At 38.4% G+C, this 18,165-nt stretch carries 5 protein-coding genes; all 5 read left to right on the top strand.

Features of this window, described 5'->3' with window-relative positions:
- Window positions 1–3,039, top strand: a 3,039-nt coding sequence (locus KH109_RS09190) for a YadA-like family protein (protein WP_295218977.1), incomplete at its 5' end; no start/stop codon positions are given.
- Between the two features lie 166 nt (window positions 3,040–3,205).
- A complete protein-coding gene (locus tag KH109_RS09185; protein WP_295218972.1) occupies window positions 3,206–4,000 on the top strand; it encodes a hypothetical protein in 795 nt (264 codons plus the stop codon).
- 771 nt (window positions 4,001–4,771) lie between these two features.
- Window positions 4,772–14,878 carry an ESPR-type extended signal peptide-containing protein gene (locus tag KH109_RS09180; RefSeq protein ID WP_295218968.1) on the top strand — a complete coding sequence of 3,369 codons (10,107 nt, stop codon included), beginning with the start codon at window positions 4,772–4,774 and terminating at the stop codon, window positions 14,876–14,878.
- A gap of 88 nt (window positions 14,879–14,966) precedes the next feature.
- Complete coding sequence (locus KH109_RS09175; protein ID WP_129823754.1) at window positions 14,967–15,767, top strand: hypothetical protein; 801 nt, start codon at window positions 14,967–14,969, stop codon at window positions 15,765–15,767.
- 600 nt (window positions 15,768–16,367) lie between these two features.
- Window positions 16,368–17,231: a YadA C-terminal domain-containing protein gene (locus tag KH109_RS09170; protein WP_295218963.1), complete on the top strand. Its 864-nt coding sequence runs from the start codon at window positions 16,368–16,370 to the stop codon at window positions 17,229–17,231.
- The last annotated feature ends 934 nt before the right edge of the window (window positions 17,232–18,165 follow it).

The raw sequence follows: 18,165 nt of genomic DNA, 5'->3' as shown, positions 1-18,165 counted from the left end.
CAAAAAACTTACACTGTAAATGCTGTAACTCCAGCAGTTTACACTAAAGCTGATGGCACTAAAGTAGTTAAACGTCCAGATGGTACTTACACAACAAACATTGATGGTTCTGCTGGTAATGATGTTCCTGCAAGTGACGTTATCGTATCCTTCCAAGATGCAGCTGGTAACACAACTGGTGGCAACTCCATCGTAAATAACGTTGGTTCTGCTATCGACAAAACTGGTACATCCACTGGTGATACATTCTTAACTAACCTTAATAATGCTGCTACAGATAATCCATTTGCTGCAGTTAACGTAAGAGATCTTAAATCTACTGCAGATGCATTGAAATCTTCCGAATTGCACATCGCTCCTACAGCAGTTAAAACTGGTAGCACTGAAGCTAAAGGTGGCGTAGCAAATGGTGCTGAAAACGTATACAAATACGATGCAGTAACTAAGAAAGTTACATTGACTTACAACGATGGTAACGGTAAAGCTGTTACTGATACAAAAGCAGTTATTGACTTCTCCGATTTGAATGTTCCGGCAGGTGGCAATAACTACGGTTTCAAAGCTAATGCAACTGCAAATGGTGGTACAGTAGCTAATGATGCTGCTACTCCTGCAGTAGAAACAGCTGTTGAAAACGGCGGTACTGTTAACTTTGCAGCAGGCAAAAACTTGACTGTAAAACAAGATATTGATGCTACTAATAAAACTCATACATATACATACAGCTTAGACAAAGATTTAACTAACTTGGATAAAGTTGTAGTAAATGGTAAAGATGGCGTAGCTGGTAAAGATGGTGTAACTATCGTTGGTCCTCAAGGTGCTACTGGCGCTACTGGTATTCCAGGTACAAATGGTATCGATGGTAAAGTTGGTATCACTGGTAAAGACGGTAAAGACGCTGTATCCATTGCTGGTAAAGATGGCGTTGGTACAATCGGCTTAACAGGTCCTCAAGGCCCTGCTGGTACAAACGGCAAATCTGTAGATATCTCTACTGAAAATGGTACAAAAACATTAGTTAAACCAGAAGCAAACAACAATGATCAATCTCAACGTATCGTATACGTACCGAAAGATGCTAATGGTAATCCATTAAAAGATACTGATGGTAATGACATTAAACGTGAAGTAGCAACTATGGATGATGGCTTACGCTTCACTGGCAATAATACGTCCACTGAAAACAAACAAAAACTTGGTTCCTTAGTTAAAGTTGAAGGTGAAGGCGTTACAGAAGCACAAGCTAATAGCTTCCAATCTGCAGCTGGTAATATCGCAGTTGTAGCTGATGGTGCTGACAAATTAACAGTTAAGTTAAATAAAGACCTTAAAGATCTTACAAGCGTAACTACTGATAAAGTAACTACAAAAGAAATCGGCTTGAAAGATGCAGCTGGTAATACTACTACAATCAAGAAAGATGGCGACCGCATTACATACACTAATGACGGTGGTACTACTAATAAAACAGTAGCAACTCTTGATGACGAAATGCATATCAAAGACACTACATACACTGTAGATGGTAACAAAAAAGTAACTATGACATATGTAGATGGCAATGGTAATCCTGTAGCTGGTAAAACAGCAGTTATCGACTTGTCTGGCTTGCCTGTAGGCGATAAAGATACAGATATGCGTATCAAAGAAGGTAACTACACTGCTACAAATGGTTCCGTAACATTGAACACTGTTGATAAAGATGGTAACCCAGTAACTGGTAAAGACGTAGTTATTAAAGGTATCAACACTAATAACTACCAAGCTGGCGACAACGTTACTTTCACAAACAATGGTACTGATGCAAACGGCAACCCAATTGTAAAAATTAATGCTGAAGTATCTACTGAACAAGTAGTAGCAAAAGCTGGTAACGATAACTTGGCAACTGTAGCACCTGCAACTGGTTCTACACAAGGTGGTAAAAACGCTACATACGAAGTAAATGTAGATAAAACAAACCTTGAAAATAAAGCTGAAATTTCTTACAAAGCTAATGGTGGTACAGCTCAAAAAACTACATTGGCTAACGGCTTCAACTTCACATCCGATGACAATTCTGTAGCTATTACTACAGGTGCTAATGGTAAAGTTAACTTCAAAGTTGATACTACTGGTATCCAAGGTAAAGCATTCAACCTTGATGTAAACAAAGAAGGTACTGGTAAAGTAGAGAATGCTCAAACTGCAGCGGCTACTCCTTCCGTAGAAAAAGGTACTAAATTCGTAGCTGGTAACAACTTGTCCATCCGTCACGATGGTATCAATGGCGATGCTAACTACGATCACCAAGTAACATATGCGTTGAATAGCGACCTTAAAGGTATTACTTCCATTACTAACAATGGTGGTGCTACTATGAATTTCGGCCCTAACGAAATTTCCATGACTGGTGGTAACCTTAACATGGGTGGTAGCAAAATCACTAATGTTAAGAATGGTACAGACAAATCTGACGTTGCAACTGTAGGTCAATTGACTAAAGTTACATCTAACGATAATTCTGTAGCAATCAACAAATCTACTGATGCTGATGGCGCTCCAGTTTATGATCTTTCCGTACAAGGCGGCGGTCATGATCCACGCGTTGATCAATTGGGTGAAGAAATCGGTCGTGTAGGTGCACAAGGTGCAGCTCTTGCAGCATTGAAACCTATCCAATACGATCCATTAGAACCAACTCAAATCATGGCTGGTTATGGTAACTACCGTGGTAACTCCGCTATTGCAATGGGCGTTGCTCATTACAAAAACGAGTCCACAATGATGCATGCTGGCGTATCCTGGGCTGGTGGTTCCCGTCACATGATGGCGAACGCTGGTGTAACTTGGAAAGTTGGCAACCGTGATAGCGAAGCTGCTGTAGCAGATCGTTACCGCAAAGGCCCTATCAGCTCTGCTTATGCAATGCAACAAGAAATGGCGTCCGTTAAAGCACAAAACGCTGGATTAAAAACAGAAGTATCTGATTTGAAAGCTGAAAACGAACAAATGAAAGCTCAAATTGCTGCAATGATGGCAAAACTTGGTATGTAATCATTTGTGAGTACACAAACTAACTATATAATGGCTGGTATGCGCTACCTTGAGTAGCGCTTACCTCCCCATATAATTTGTGAAAGCAGTGCTTTCAGATATGAATGTAAAATAGGTGTGAAAGTTACTTTCACCATAATCTAACGATAGAAAAGAGGAATATAGAATGAAAAAATCTACATTACTTGCTTGTGCAGCGGCTCTTGTTATTTCTACAGGTGTTGTAGGTGCACAATCCGCTCCAACATATGACGATAATTTGATTTTACGTAACCCAGTATCTGCTCCAGCATTGGGCAATGTAGTATTAGTTCCTGTGGCTAGCCCACAAACAGTGTCTGCAGTTCATGACTATGTGAAAGCTTGGCAAAATGCGGAAATTAACATCGCAAAAGCTAAAGTGAAATACGACAAGCATGAGCAAATGACTAAAGCTGAAAAAATTTGGTTACATTCCTATGATAAACATAACTATGCTGACTACTTCCGTACACATTCCATTGGTCGTGTACATGGTCAAGAAGTGTTCTTGAACTGGAATGGTGAAAACCGCAATAAAAACGAATATGAATATTTCGAAATGCCTAAATACAATGAAAAAGATGGCTTCACTAATAGCTATGGTTACAATGTATTGCGCGGCATGGTAGATCAAATCAACGAAATCATCCAAAAACAAAAAGAAGTTGGCGGTCCTATGACTGACGACGAAGCACAAGCATTGGAAGATGCTATTTTGGATGTAATGGCTAAAGACCAAGAAAACGTTTCTAACGAAGAACTTCGTCACTACATGAACGAAACAATCTGGTTCGCAGCTAAACAAACAGTTAAAAACAAAGCAAGTGAAGAACCTACAGTTCAAGATGAGCACGTAGTAGATCTTCGCGAAGCGATCAATCGCCCAGCTAATCAAGAAACTAAAAAAGTAGACTTGCGCGCTGCGATTAATAACAAATAAATTGGTATTAGACTTTCTTAGATTAATATTTGCTAAGAAGTGATTGATCCATTTACAGATATATCTGTAACATACTAACTACATAAGGCCCTTGTAGGTCATATGAGGGCCTTGATGTACCCTGGAACCCCGACTAGGGCACACAATCCTTATACAAATAACGCCATCCTTTTGGATGGCGTTATTTTTTATGCTTTTTGGTATTGATTGTATAGCTATCATTTTATGAAATCTAATAGAGCTAATAGCCTCCTTATCGTATAAGGAGGCTATTTTTATAAATAAATATAAACTAAGTTAATAAAATAGATGAACTTGTTTATCTATTTATTTGGGGAAATGCATCAAAAACATGATATATACTATATTATCTATCTAATTCGATTTAAAAAGTTTATATTCATAAATGTGAAGATAACATGGATATTTCTATAGAATGTTAACATAATATAAACTGATTAGATCGAAATAGGGTACTATCTAATATAAATGTTTTATATTAAATATAATAACTATATTAATATAGCTGTATTTATTGGGTATGGGTAGATACTTACTCGTCAAATAAACTCAATTTTATTTAATTTATAATTCTAAAATTTTCTTTAATAATTTCAATGATTTCTATTTACATTTAGTTTATAAATTGGTATTATATAAATATCTTAATGAAGAGTATGTGAACGTGTGTCATAAACAATTCATGAAACAAAAAGTGTACATAAGGCATTTAGTGTTTTCTTATAAGAGAGAAAGGGGTTCATAGTTTCTATGAATAAAGTTTTTAAAGTCGTTTATAGCAAATCTAAAGGCTGCTACGTAGTAGTTCCTGAAACTGCTAAAAATAATAACGGCAAGAAAAAAGTATTAGCTAGCGTATTGGCAGGCTTGGCACTTGTTGGTGCAGCAGGTGTTACACCTGTGCATGCTACATTAAGCGCAGACGGCAGTATCGATACTAATAATAGTCGTATCAATATTAAAACTGCAAACACAGTGGGCGATTATGGTAATCAAACTGTGGGTACTAATTCTGTAGCTGTAGGTTATGGTAACTATACAACTGATGAAGATGGCACAATTGTTTATGGTGCGGCAAATAAAGCAACTGCCAATGCTGCTATTGCATTAGGTAATCGCAACGAAGCAACAGGTGGTAATGCAGTAGCACTTGGTACTAGCAACACAGCAACTAACCTTAAGACAATTGCTATTGGTAATAAATCTAATGCTAATGCAGAAGGTGCTATTGCTATAGGTGCATACAATAATCAAAACTATGTAACTGGTAGTAGTAATACAACACCTAAACAAGCAGGCGGCAATTCTGTCGTTGTTGGTAATTACTCCCATGCGGGTGGTAGACAAAGTGTAGCTATTGGTAACAATGCAACGACTCAACATGATGATTCTGTAGCTATTGGTGCTGATGTGTCTGCTTTAGCCGGTCATAATATTGCTATCGGTTCTGGTGGTACAACTGCACAATCTGCACCTGGTAAAACAGGTTCTGCAGCCATTGCGATTGGTCTTAATGCACAGGCCACATACGGATCTGATACAGGTGCATATGACATGATTGCGATTGGTAATCAAACTACAGCATCTGCTAATGCGGCCACTGCAATTGGTACATTGGCTAAAGCGACTGCTAATAATTCCACAGCTATCGGTAATAAAGCTCAAGCCACTGCGTCTGGTAGTATTGCATTTGGTCAAGTTACAGAGGCTAGTGCACATGGTGCTGTTGCTATGGGTAATGGTACAAAATCCAAAGGCGTAGGCTCTACAGCAGTAGGCCGTACTGCTAATGCTGCTAATGATGGGGCTGTTGCAGTTGGTTTCAATGCACAAGCTACTGGTGACCATGCAATTGCAATCGGTGGTGATGGTAAAGGTACTGCTTTCACGGATAGCCCTAATACATATGATGGTTTAGGAAATAAAACTACAGCATCTGCCACAAATGCTATTTCTGTAGGTTATAATGCAAAAGCAGATAAAGTGGATGGTGTAGCATTAGGCTCTAATTCTGTTACAACTACAGATAAAGGTGTTCTAGGCTATAACCCATCTGATTTACATACCCGTAAATACACTAATTTACAAGGTAACGTACAAAAGGCTACTACAGCTGCTGTATCTATCGGTAATGGTAGTACATTGACTCGTCAATTGACTGGTCTTGCTGCGGGTACTGCAGATACTGATGCAGTTAACGTAGCTCAATTGAAAAACGTTGGCGTTGCTGTGACTGGTAACACTGGCTCTAGCGATTTCTTAACTGACGGCGGTAAATTAAACGTAATCGGTGAAGGTCGTGTATCTACTGTAGCGGCTCATGACGGTGCAAAAGACTCCAGAATTACTGTAGGCTTTGATGATACTGGCATGGTGAAAGCTGGTAAAAACGTTACAGTTGACGAAAAAACTGTAAACGGTCGTACTACTTACACAATTAATGCTGCTGACACAGCTGCTAAATATGACTTCTTAACAAATGCCAAAGCTAATGGTGGTAAATTAGATGGCACTGCAAAACCTGCAACTGTAGCAAGTGGCAATACTGTAAACTATGCAGCTGGTAAGAACTTAACAGTTAAACAAGATATCGAACAATCTATTGGTGAACAAACATATACATACTCTTTAAATAGCGATCTTGGTGGCATTACTTCCATTACTAACAATGGTGGTACTACAATGCACTTTGATGGTGACAACATCAGCATTACTGGTGGTAACTTGGATCTTGGTGATAACAACATCACTAACCTTAAATCTGGTGGCGATGTAATCAACAACGCAGCTAACATTGGCGACGTTATCCGTATTTCTAAAGCTAATGAAAAACACATCAAACCTGGTGAATACGCTGTAGATAACAACGGCAAAGTAACTATGACATACGTTGATGGTAACAACAAAGACGTTCCTAACGAAACAGCTGTTATCACAGGTATTGCAAAACAAGATCTTTCCAACATCAACAATGGTGGTAAGACTGTCATTAAAAACCTTGCTAAAGAAGCTATCGACATGGAAAACGGTAAGAACACAACTGCTTCTCACCGTGACGTAAATGGCGTTAAAACTTTCAAAGTAGACGTTGAAGGTGATTTAACAGACATTACATCCATCACTAATAAAGATGGCGACGGCAAAGTTGTATTTGGTGGTAACCAAACTGTAAACGTTGCAGGCGATCACAACATTAACTTGAATGCTAAAGTTGGTGACATCACTGGTTTGACTAACGTAACTTTGGATGCTCCTGACTTCGCTAAAAAAGGTCGTGCTGCAACTGAAGAACAATTGAACATTGTTAATAACAAGTTCAATAACACAGTTGGTTTGACTGGTAACACAGGCGCTACTGAATTACAAAAATTGAACAAACAAGGCGGCTTGAGCTTTGGCGTAGTTGGTGCTAACAATGGTGAGTACATTAAAACAACTGCTTCTGGTTCCAATGTAGTAGCTGACTTGTCCGACAGCGCTAAAAATAAATTGAACAGCACTGTTGAAGTTCAAGGTAAAAACGCTGCGAAAGTAACAAGCAACGTAGTTCAAAATGCAGATGGTAGCACAAAAACTATCTACACTGTAGATGTAAACAACGTAAAACCTACTGCAGCTTCTACTGAAAAAGTACAAGCTAAAGCAGACGTAACTGGCTCTAGCGACAAAAACATCGCTAAAGTTGCTCCTAAAGCAGGCGATCAATTCGGCGATCCTGGTGCAACTTACGAAGTAAACGTTTCCCGTAACGACGTAAAAGATGCAGCTCGTGAAGCGGTAACTGTAAATACTACAAACACAACTAACAACCCTATCACTGTTACACCTGTACAAGATGAAACAAACCATAACACTACATACACAGTAACATTCGATGGTAACAAAGCGGCTACTCAAATTCCTTTGACATACAAAGCGAATGGCCAAAATGCACAAACAGTTACATTGGATAAAGGTTTGAACTTCGTTAACGGTAAAAACACAACAGCTTCTGTAGATGCTGAAGGCGTTGTTAAATACGATGTTAATAAAGATTTAGTTAATATCAATTCCATTTCCAACACTACAAATGGTCCAAAAATGGAATTCGGTCCTAATTCCATCAATATCACTAATGGCCCTATCAACATGGGTGACCAAAACATCACTAACCTTAAATCTGGTGGCGATGTAGTGAATAACGCAGCTAACATTGGCGACGTAACTCGTATTTCTAAAGCTAACGACTTGCACATTGCTCCTACAACATCCGATCGTCAAGGTGAAACTACTACATCTTACGCTTACGATGCAGCAAGCAAATCTGTAACATTGAAATATAACGATGGTAACGGTGTTAACCAAGCTGGTACAGTGGCGAAAATCGACTTGTCCGGTTTGGCTGATCAAATCAAAGATGGTTACTCCTTCTCCACTGACGCAAAAGGCAATGTAGTTGGTAACCACGCTGTTACACCTGTAGCAAACGGTAAAACTGTTTCTTATGCAGCAGGTAAAAACTTAACTGTTGCTCAAAATATCGATAATGCAACTGGTGAACATACTTACACATATGCATTGTCCAATGATGTTGATTTAACACCAAATGGTTCCTTGAAAATTGGTGACACTATTCTTAACAATGGTGGCTTAACAATTACAGGTGGTCCATCCGTTACTAAAACTGGTATCAACGCTGGTAACTTAAACATTACTAATGTGAAAGCTGGCGTAAACGATACTGATGCAGTTAACGTAAAACAATTGAAGGATGCTCGTACAGTAGTAACTTCCAACGATAAATCCGTAACAGTTAATAAAACTGAAAACGGTAACCAAGTTACGTATGACTTACATGTAGCTCCAGGTGCTGCACAATCCGTATGGAATGTGAAATCTACTGGTAATACAACTGCTGACTCCGAAGCAGCTGCAAAAACTATCACTGATGGTAAAACAGTTGAAATGGCAGCAGGCAAAAACTTGACTGTAAAACAAACTAGCAACGAAGATGGTGCTAAAGTTGAATACGGTTTAGCTGGTGACTTGACTAATATCAAGACTATTAAAAACGAAGGTCCTGCTACTTTCACAATCGGCGGCAACGAATTCAAATTCGATGGCGGCAATGTGAATATGGGAGACAACAACATCACTAACCTTAAATCTGGTGGCGATGTGATCAATAACGCTGCTAACATTGGCGACGTTAACCGTATCTCCAAAGCTAACGACATTCATGTCAAAGACAAAACATACACAGTGAACGCTGATAAAACAGTTACATTGGAATATGTTGATGGCAATGATAATACAGTGAACAAAACAGCTAAGATCGACTTGAGCAACTTGCCTACAGGCGATAAAGCTGCTGTTGAAAGCGTAGTTAAAAAATCTGCTGCAGCAGGCGACACTAACATCGCTGACATCACTGTAGCTGACGGTAAACAAACTGGTGATGCAAATGCTAAATACGAAGTAAATGTTTCCCGTAATGCTGTTAAAGATGCAGCTCGTGAAGCAGTGACTGTAAACAATGCAAACAACAGCAACAATCCAATCACTGTTACACCTGTTCAAGATGAAACAAACCATAACACAACTTACCAAGTAACATTCGATGGCGATAAAGCTGCTAAACAAATTCCTTTGACATACAAAGCGAATGGCTCCAACGACCAAAAAGTTACATTGGATAAAGGTTTGAACTTCACAAATGGTTCCAATACAACAGCTTCCGTAGCTGCTGATGGCGTAGTTAAATACGATCTTAATAACAACGTAAACTTGACTCCATCTGGTTCCTTAACTATTGGTGATACTGTTGTTAATAACGGTGGCTTAACTATTTCCGGTGGCCCATCTGTTCTTAAAACTGGTATCAACGCTGGTAACTTGAATATCACTAATGTAAAAGCTGGCGTAAATGATACTGATGCGGTTAACGTTAAACAGTTGAAAGATTCTCGTACAGTAGTAACTTCCAACGATAATTCCGTAACAGTTAACAAAACTGAAAACGGTAATCAAGTTACTTACGACTTACATGTAGCTCCAGGTGCTGCACAATCCGTATGGAATGTGAAATCCACTGGTAATACAACTGCTGATTCCGAAACTACTGCAAAAACTATCTCTGATGGTAAAACAGTTGAAATGGCAGCAGGTAAAAACTTGACTGTTAAACAAACTAGCAACAACGACGGCGCTAAAGTTGAATTCGACTTGGCTAACGATATCAAGATTGGTAACGATGGCAAAGACGGTAAAGATGGCGTTGACGGTAAAATCGGCGTAAACGGTAAAGACGGCTCTGCTGTTGTAATCAACGGTAAAGATGGCTCCATCGGCCTCAATGGTAAAGATGGTAAAGACGGTCTTACTATCCGTGGCGCTAATGGTCAAGACGGCGTAAATGGTACAAACGGTACTAACGGTATCACTCGTATCGTATACGAAGACAAAAACAACAACAAACACGAAGTGGCTACTACTGATGACGGCTTGAAATTCACTGGTAACAACACTGATGTTGTAAACAAAAACAAATTGAACAGCCTTGTTAAAGTTCAAGGTGAAGGCGTAGATAAAACAACTTCTGCATCCTTCAAGAGCGCTTCTGGTAACATCAACGTAAAAGCTGATGGTACTGATACTCTAGAAGTTCAATTGAACAAAGATTTGAAAAACATCACTTCCATTAAGAACGATGGTCCTGCAACTATGACAATTGGTGGCAACGAATTCAAATTCGATGGCGGCAACGTGAATATGGGTGGCAACAACATCACTAACCTTAAATCTGGCGGCGATGTAATCGATAACGCTGCTAACATCGGCGATGTAAAACGTATTTCCAAAGCTAACGATTTACATATTGCACCAACTCAATCTGATCGTGCAGGTGAAACTACTACATCTTACTCCTATAATGTGGCAGACAAATCCGTTACATTGAAATACAACGATGGCAATGGCGCTAACCAAGCTAATACAATCGCGAAAATCGACTTGTCTGGTTTGGCTGATCAAATTAAAGACGGCTACTCCTTCTCCACAGATGCGAAAGGTAATGTAGTTGGTAACCACGCTGTAACAGCAGTAGGCAACGGTAAAACTGTATCCTACGCAGCAGGCGATAATTTGACAATTACTCAAAATATCGATAATGCAACTGGTGAACAAACTTATACATATGCATTGTCTAATGACATCAAAGTTGGTAACGACGGTAAAGATGGTAAAGACGGTGTTGACGGTAAGATTGGCGTAAACGGTAAAGATGGTTCCGCTGTTGTAATCAACGGTAAAGATGGCTCCATCGGCCTCAATGGTAAAGACGGCAAAGATGGTCTTACTATTAAAGGTGCTAACGGTCAAGACGGCGTTGACGGTAAAAACGGTCAAGACGGCATGACTCGTATCGTATACGAAGACAAAAACAACAATAAACACGAAGTGGCAACTACTGACGACGGCATGAAATATGCTGGCGACAATGGTCAAACTGACTCCACTAAAGTTATCGCTAAGAAATTGAACCAAACATTGGATATCACTGGCGGTGCGGACAGCACTAAATTGACTGAAAACAACATCGGCGTAAATAACGTAGATGGTAAATTGAAAGTTCAATTGTCCAAAGAAGTTAACTTGACTCCAGCAGGTTCCTTAACAATTGGCGATACTAAGATCACTGACGGTGGTTTGGTAATCAACAATGGTCCATCCATTACTAAAGGTGGCATCAATGCTGGTGACTTGAACATCACTAATGTGAAAGCTGGCGTAAATGACACTGACGCAGTTAACGTAAAACAATTGAAATCCGCTAAGACAGAAGTTAAAGCTGGTGACAACGTAACAGTTGATAAAACAATTGGTGCTGATGGTCAAAACATTTACACAGTAAATGCAAAAGCAACTAACCTTGGCGATGCTGAACTTAACTACACAGCTAACAACGGTGCTAAACAAAAAGTTAAATTGTCTGAAGGCTTGAACTTCGTTGACGGTAACTACACTAAAGCTTCCGTTGATGCAAACGGTGTTGTTAAATACGACGTAACACTTGGTAAAGTAAGAGACGGCGTTGACGGCAAACCAGGTGTAGATGGCCAAAATGGTATCGCAACAGTTAAAACTGTAGTAGATACAATCAACAACTCCGGTTGGAAAGGTGACGTTACTGGTAACACAGTAGGCGATCACAGTGCAACAATCGTAAAACCTGGCACAACTGTAAACTTCGGTGCAGGTAAAAACTTAACTGTTGAACAAATCGTTGATGCAGTAACTGGTAACCACACTTACAACTATGCATTGTCCGACGATATCAAAGTTGGTAATGATGGTAAAGACGGTAAACCAGGTGTTGACGGTAAGATCGGTGTAAACGGTAAAGACGGTTCTGCTGTTGTAATCAATGGTAAAGACGGCTCTATCGGCTTGAATGGTAAAGACGGTAAAGATGGTCTTACTATCAAAGGTGCTAACGGTCAAGACGGCGTAGACGGTAAAAACGGTACTGACGGTATGACTCGTATCGTTTACGAAGATAGCAACAACAATAAACACGAAGTTGCTACTACTGATGACGGCTTGAAATTCACTGGTAACAACGAAAGCGTTGTAAACAAAAATAAACTTAACTCCACAGTTAAAGTTAAAGGTGAAGGCGTTACTGAAGAGCAAGAAAAAACATTCGAATCTGCTGCAGGTAACATCGCTGTAACTGCTGATGGTAACGATACTTTGAACATTCGCTTGAATAAAAACATCAAAGGCATCGACTCCATCCAAACTAAGGAAATCCACTTAGGTACACCTGATAATTACACAACAATTAAGAAAGATGGAGACCGCATTAAATACGGCGACAAAACATTCGCTAACACTGACGATATCTGGACAATCCAAGCTAATGGTACAGATGTTCCAGCTAACGGCGGTAAAGTAAATGTTAAAGGTGCTGACGGTATCACAGTATCCAAATCTGCTAATGGCGAAATGACAATTAGCGGTGCTGGCCTTGGTACAATGAACAGCTTCAACGTTAAATCTTCTGGTAATACTACTGCTGATTCTGAAACAGCAGCTAAGAGAATTACTGATGGTAAAACTGTTGAATTCTCCGGCGGTAAAAACCTCACTGTAAAACAAACTAGCGACGAAAACGGTGCTAAAGTAGAATATGCATTGAGCAACAATGTAGATCTTACTAATAAAGGTTCCGTAACAATTGGCGATACTAAGATCACTGATGGTGGCTTGGTAATCAACAACGGCCCATCCGTAACTAAAGACGGCATCAATGCTGGTAATAAACAAATTACTAACGTTGAAGACGGTGTAAACGATACTGATGCGGTTAACGTACGTCAATTGAAAGCAGCTAAAACTAACCTTGTTGACGGTCAAAACACTAAAGTGACTGGCGACGGTTCTAAAGCTAACCCTTACAAAGTTAATGTTGAAGGCGATTTGAACAAAATCACTTCCATCACTAACAACGAAGGCGATGGTAAATTAGAATTCAAAGGTGACCAAGTAGTTAACGTAGCTGGCGACAACACAATCAAGCTTGATGGTAAAACTGGTGATATCACTGGCTTAACTAACAAAACTCTTGATTCCGCTGACTTCGCAACTAAAGGTCGTGCAGCAACTGAAGAACAATTGAAACTTGTTCAACAAGAAGCAGCTAAAAAATCTACTGAAAAAGTACAAGCTAAAGCTGATGCTAATAACATCGCTAAAGTAGCTCCTAAAGCTGGCGATACATTCGGTGCAGCTGGTGCAACATACGAAGTATCTGTAGATAAAAACGACGTGAAAGATGCAGCTCGTGAAGCAGTTACTGTAACAGGTGACAACAAAGCGATCACTGTAGATGTTCAACCAAATGCTACTAACCATACAACTAACTACCAAGTTAACTTCAATGGTAAGGAAGCAGCTAAACAAATTCCATTGACTTACAAAGAAAATGGTGGCAACGCTAGAACAGTAATGTTATCTGAAGGTTTAGACTTCTCCAACGGTGTGAATACTACTGCTCACACTGATGCGAACGGTAAAGTATCCTTCGACGTGAAAGGCGACCTCACTAACATCACTTCCATTTCCAATAACTCCAATGGTCCTAAAGTATCCTTCGGTGGCGATACTGTAAATATCACTGGTGGCAACCTCAACATGGGTGGTAACAAAATCACTAATGTTCAAAAAGGCACTAATGATACAGATGCAGTAAACGTTAAACAATTGAAAGATTCCCGTACTACATTGACATCTGATGATCATTCCGTAGTATTGAAGAAAACTGAATCTGCTGACGGCGGCTTAAACTATGACCTTTCCGTAAAAGGCGCAGTTGACCCTCGCGTTGATCAATTGAACGAAGAAATCGGTCGTGTAGGCGCTCAAGGTGCAGCATTGTCCGCATTGAAACCTATGCAATACGATCCATTGGAACCAACTCAAATCATGGCTGGTTATGGTAACTACCGTGGTAACTCCGCGATTGCAGTGGGCGTAGCTCATTACAAAAACGAATCCACAATGTTCCATGGCGGCTTGTCCTGGGCTGGCGGCTCTAGCCATATGATGGCAAACGCTGGTGTAACTTGGAAAGTTGGTAACAGAGATGCTGAAGCAGCTGTAGCAGACCGCTACCGCAAAGGCCCTATCAGCTCTGCATACGCAGTACAAACTGAAATGGCAGCAATGAAAGCTCAAAATGCCGGATTAAAAGGTGAAGTATCTGACTTGAAATATGAAAACGAACAAATTAAAGCTCAAAACGCTGGTCTACAAAGTGAAGTAGAAGTATTGAAAGCTCAAATGGCTGCAATGATGGCGAAAATGGGTATGTAATTTAGTTAGCAAATGGATACAACTGGTATGGGTTCCTTCGGGAGCCCTGAACCAGCACATTAATTCGACTATGAAAAGAGGAATAGATATGAAAAAATCTACAATGCTTGCTTTCACAGCGGCACTTTTAATGAGCGCAGCATCCATCACTGGTCACGCAGCAAGCGCACCAACATATGATGACAACTTGATCTTGCCTAACCCTGCATCCGCACCTGGTTTGAGCAATGTTGTATTGGTACCTGTGGCTAGCCCACAAGTAGTACAATCTCTTCATGATTACGTGAAAGCATGGGAAAATGCTGAACAAAAAATCGCCTTAGCAAAAGCTAAACGCGACAATCATGAACAATTGACTAAAGCTGATAAAAAATGGTTGCATTCTAAAGATAAACATAACTATGCTGATTACTTCCGTACACATTCTTTAGGTCGTGTACATGGCTTTGAAACAGCTTTAAATTGGAACGGTGAAAACCGCAACAAAAATGAATACGAATACTTTGAAACACCTAAATACAATGAAAAAGATGGCTTCGTAAATAGCTATGGTTACAACGTATTGCGTGGTATGGTAGATCGTGTTAACGAAGTTGTACAAAAACAAAAACAAGTAGGCGGTCCTATGACTGACGACGAAGCACAAGCATTAGAAGATGCAATCTTGGATATCCTTGCGCAAGAGCAAGAACATGTATCTAACGAAGAACTTCGTCACTACATGAACGAAACAATCTGGTTCGCTGCTAAAGAAACTGTTAAAAACAAAGCGAGCGAAGAGCCAACTGCTGCTGATGAGCACGTAGTAGACCTTCGCAAAGCTATCAACGAACCAATGGGTAGCAATGACTACAACAAAGTTGATTTGCGCAGTGCGATTCAACAATAAACAATATCTATAGTAATGTAGGTATTCTAGCCTTTTCTTCTCTCGTTAAAAGGCTTAGTTGATCTCTAATACATACTGAAGATATATGTTGTATCCCTTACATACACATATATCTAAAATGACACATTGGCCCTTATATTGAGTTTATGAGGGCCCTGTACCCTGGACCCCCGACTAGGGAACACAAATCCTTATTAAACAACGCCATCCGGTTGGATGGCGTTGTTTTTATTTGTATCTTAATTAGACTTGTACTTAGAAAGTATTAAAAGCTATTAGTTGACTACATAAAATCAACTAATAGCTTTTGACTTTTAACTATTCTGTAGAAGTGAAAATAAAATGAAATTCACATTGACTTTATAATTAAAAGCTCATATAATGACGATAAATTGCTAAAATTCGTTTGTAATTAATACTCTGTATATTGCTTGGGTTAAGAAATATTTAATGTATACTTGCTATGCTATTTCTTTTATTACATCTTTGCCGTTTTTAATATTTTTAAGTCGATTATTTGTCGACACATTTAAAAAGGCAATATTATTTATTTAGAAAACAAATAAGGAGACAATTTAAATGAATAAAAAATTATTATTAATGGCAGGAGTATTGTCTATTATTGGTTCTACTACTATGGCAGCTAATGAAAATACTGTAATTGAAAATAAGCCAAATGGCGATGTGGTTTATCGTGCAGAACATGTATTAGATCCTGGTCGCAATATTTATGATAAAACTACAATTAATCATAGTGGAATCGTGATTAATCGTAATAACGATGTAAACAATATTTATATTGGTTTTAATAATCCTTATTTAGCTGAAAACGATGGTATTGGTTATGTTAGTTTTGGTAACAGTATTATTCATCATGTTGCCAATGGCATTGTCGGAGATGATGTTGTCACTGTATTCCAACTAAAAGATGTAGAATCTATTGCAAAAAATAACGAAAAAGTAATTAATGATATTTCTAAAGATGTAGAAAACAATAAAGTAATTGGTAAAATTTCTATGGATTGGTTAGAAAATCATGAAGGACGAATTCAAAATTTAGAAGATAGAGTTGTTGATATTAGTAGCAACACTTTAAAACAAGCTAATCAGTATACTGATGCACGAATAGCAAAAGTAGGAGCATCTGTCTCTGCGTTAGCAGCATTACATCCGCTTGACTATAACCCTGATCATAAAGTTGATGTTATGGGTGGCGTAGGTCATTATCGTGGAAAAACAGCAGTAGCTTTAGGTGCAGCTTATCGCCCTAATGAAAACTTAATGTTTACAGTTGGTACAGCTATCAATGGTAAAGACTCATCTGTAAATGCAGGTGTATCTTATAAAGTTGGAGCTCAAGATAGTACTTATAAAAGTCAAGCTTCATTAGCAAAAGATGTAGAAGATTTAAAACAAATCGTAGCTAAATTACAAGCTGAATTAGAAGAGGCACGTAAAAAATAATTAATAAAAAAGAGAAGCTTATGCTTCTCTTTTTTTACTTTAATATATGAGACTAAAGAAAATAAGTGTTAAATTAGAAATAATAAACGTAGTTGTGATACGATCATTCAATATAGTAGATAATATAAAAAAAGTACTATAAAGCATTTATAATAACAAATAGTTGAAAATAGTAAGAAAAATATGATGAATAATATATATAACATTTAATGTCGTATATATGTCGTAATAAATGATTCCAATAAAAACATATAATAAAACAATTAAAATGTACCATATAAGTTGTATAAGATATGATATAAAATTAAAGAGAAACATAGATAGTGATAATTAAGTAGTATCGGTGATAGTTTAATAGCGTAATACTGATTATCTATATTATTGATAAGCACTGTATATAGTATATATAGTAGTGAGATATACCATATAAGCTAAGTCAGAAAAAAGTTTGCAAAATTTTAAAATTAGGGGTTGCGCCGCTCAGATCTTTGTACTATAATAGCTATACAGTCGTTCGAAGCGACTGTTTATTAGTTAGCAAACACTAGATAAAATCTATGTTTGTTGATAATCGTTTTAGAATAAAAATGTAATTCCTGGTTCAAACAGAAATTACAAAATTCTAAAAAAGATTATAAAAAGGTGTTGACATGAAAGTGACAACATGTTATTATAATCTAGTCGCCAGTTGGTGAAACACTTCGAAAGAAAGTGCTTCAAAGCTAGATGTAATCTGGTTTAACTGGTACAGATCTTTGAAAACTGAACAATGATAGGTAATCAATCATATGATTGAACATATGCCAGAGTGCGGGTTTTGACAAAGTCAAAACCAAACCATAATTCAAAGTTACTTAAATGTAACGACAACAAATAATGAGCTATTCAAATAGCTTCAAGATATCTTGGAGAGTTTGATCCTGGCTCAGGACGA

Source organism: Veillonella sp. (assembly GCF_018381775.1).
Lineage (GTDB): Bacteria > Bacillota > Negativicutes > Veillonellales > Veillonellaceae > Veillonella.
This window is presented reverse-complemented; position numbering and strand designations above follow the sequence as displayed.

Coding starts and splice junctions, on each gene's coding strand:
- KH109_RS09185 (WP_295218972.1), top strand. CDS start 3,206: ATGAAAAAATCTACATTACTTGCTTGTGCAGCGGCTCTTGTTATTTCT.
- KH109_RS09180 (WP_295218968.1), top strand. CDS start 4,772: ATGAATAAAGTTTTTAAAGTCGTTTATAGCAAATCTAAAGGCTGCTAC.
- KH109_RS09175 (WP_129823754.1), top strand. CDS start 14,967: ATGAAAAAATCTACAATGCTTGCTTTCACAGCGGCACTTTTAATGAGC.
- KH109_RS09170 (WP_295218963.1), top strand. CDS start 16,368: ATGGCAGGAGTATTGTCTATTATTGGTTCTACTACTATGGCAGCTAAT.